Origin of the sequence: uncultured Planktosalinus sp., assembly GCF_963973675.1 — a bacterium.
In the GTDB taxonomy this organism is placed as follows: Bacteria; Bacteroidota; Bacteroidia; order Flavobacteriales; family Flavobacteriaceae; genus Planktosalinus.
Genome location: NZ_CAXBAN010000414.1, coordinates 1 through 2136, shown reverse-complemented (window position 1 = coordinate 2136; position 2136 = coordinate 1). Strand labels below are relative to the sequence as shown.

Genomic DNA, 2136 nt, shown 5'->3' with positions numbered 1-2136 from the left:
CTTATTCTAAACAAGTTGCCGGTCAGGATTTGAACAATCCGAGTGTTACAGCTGCCAAAAAAGAAATTGATGCAACCTTTGAAAAAGATCTTAAAGCAGTTTTATCTCCTGAACAATACAAGAAATACAAATCAACAATTGAAAAATAATATTTCTTACTTATAATTTAAAAGCCGGATAATATCCGGCTTTTTTTATGCTTACTTTTTAATATAAATTAAGATTATTTCATTTTCTGAACAACACGTTCACAAGCTCTTATTGTAAAATCGAGATCTTCATAAGTCAATGCGTCAGTTAAAAACCAGGTTTCAAAAGCACTGGGGGCAATATAAACACCTTCTTGAAGCATCCCATGAAAAAATTGTTTAAACCTTTCATTATTTCCCATTGCAGCAGTTTCAAAATCAATTACATTCTCTTTAGAAAAGTGGACAGAAATCATGGAACCAATTCTATTGATGGTATGAACAATTTGATTGGTCTTTAAAACATTGCTGAGCCCCTTGTGGAGATAAGTTGTTTTTTCATCCAATGATTGAAAGATTGATGGATTTTGATTCAGTTCATTAAGCATAGCGAGTCCTGCTGCCATAGCAAGTGGATTACCGCTTAAGGTTCCTGCCTGATAAACTGGACCCTCAGGAGCCAGAAATTTCATAATTTCATTGCGAGCCGCAAAAGCTCCAACAGGTAAACCTCCTCCAATTACTTTTCCGAAGCAAACAATGTCAGCACTTACTTTTAACAGTTCTTGAGCACCCCCTTTTGCTAAACGAAAACCGGTCATTACTTCATCAAAGATCAATAGAACATCGTTTTCATCACAGAGCTTTCTCAAGCCTTCTAAAAATCCTTTGTTTGGTGGGATACAACCCATATTCCCAGGAACAGGTTCAACAATAATACAGGCAATTTCATTTTCATTGGCTTTAATAAGTTGTGCAACACTATCAAGATTGTTGAATTGAGCCAGTAAAGTATCTTTTGCAGTTCCTACTGTAACACCCGGACTATTTGGTGAACCAAATGTAACTGCACCACTTCCTGCCTGAATTAAAAAAGAATCACTATGTCCGTGATAACATCCTGCAAATTTGATGATTTTATCTTTTCCTGTATAACCTCTAGCTAAACGTACCGCACTCATACAAGCTTCAGTTCCACTATTGACAAATCTTATTTTATCAATGTTTGGAACCATTGAAACGACAAGTTGTGCAATTTTGGTTTCAATTTCAGTAGGCATACCAAATGAAGTGCCCAGTTTTGCTTTTTCAGTAACAGCTTGAACAACGGGCTCAAAGGCATGTCCCAGAATCATAGGTCCCCAGGAATTTATATAATCAATCAACCGGTTACCGTCTGCGTCAAATAAATAAGCGCCTTTGGCTTTTTCGACAAAAACAGGTGTTCCTCCTACGGCTTTAAAAGCCCTTACGGGTGAATTGACTCCGCCGGGAATAACTTTCTCTGCTTCAGTAAATAAAGCACTACTTCTTTTATAAATCATATTAAAATTATTTTTTGGGGTGTAAATATAAAACCTGTCCAATACTTATATCATTTGTCAAAAGACCATTGTATTGTTTTAAGGTTTCTACCGGAATATTAAATCTTCGTCCGATTGAATAGAGTGTATCCCCTTTTCTAACTGTATAGATATTTACTTTTGATGTGTCCGGGTTTGCAATATTTGCTTCATTTCCTAAAACCTCTTGATCAATTTTATATAATTCATAGCGTTCAATGATACTTATTAATTTGTCAGGATACTTTGGGTCCGTAGCGTAGCCGGCTTTTCTTAGTCCTTTGGCCCACCCTTTATAATCATCTTTTTTTAGCTTAAACAAATCAGCATACCTGCTTCTTCCAGTAAGAAACAAAGAATGGTCTCTAAAGGAATATTTTGGGTCATTATATTTTCTGAAACACTCTTGCAGTTCATCATCATCGTGCCGAACACTTTCTCCGGTCCAGCCTGTGTGGCATTTTATTCCAAAATGATTATTTGATCGGCGGGAAAGATCACCTCTACCTGCACCTGATTCCAAAATTCCTTGTGCAATTTTTATACTTGCGGGTATGCCATACAATAACATTTCGGTTTTAGCAATGTCCCTGTAGTTGTCTACA

At 36.4% G+C, this 2136-nt stretch carries 2 protein-coding genes; both read right to left on the bottom strand.

What is annotated here, in order from left to right; genetic code table 11:
• Nucleotides 1–223: 223 nt before the first annotated feature.
• On the bottom strand, nucleotides 224–1513 hold the full coding sequence (gene hemL, locus AACY61_RS12805; RefSeq protein ID WP_339611974.1) for a glutamate-1-semialdehyde 2,1-aminomutase: 1290 nt from the start codon (nucleotides 1511–1513) through the stop codon (nucleotides 224–226).
• Nucleotides 1514–1520: 7 nt separating this feature from the next.
• Nucleotides 1521–2136: glucosaminidase domain-containing protein (locus AACY61_RS12800; protein ID WP_339611973.1), on the bottom strand; the 616-nt coding region annotated here is incomplete at its 5' end.

Coding starts and splice junctions, on each gene's coding strand:
- hemL (WP_339611974.1), bottom strand. CDS start 1,513: ATGATTTATAAAAGAAGTAGTGCTTTATTTACTGAAGCAGAGAAAGTT.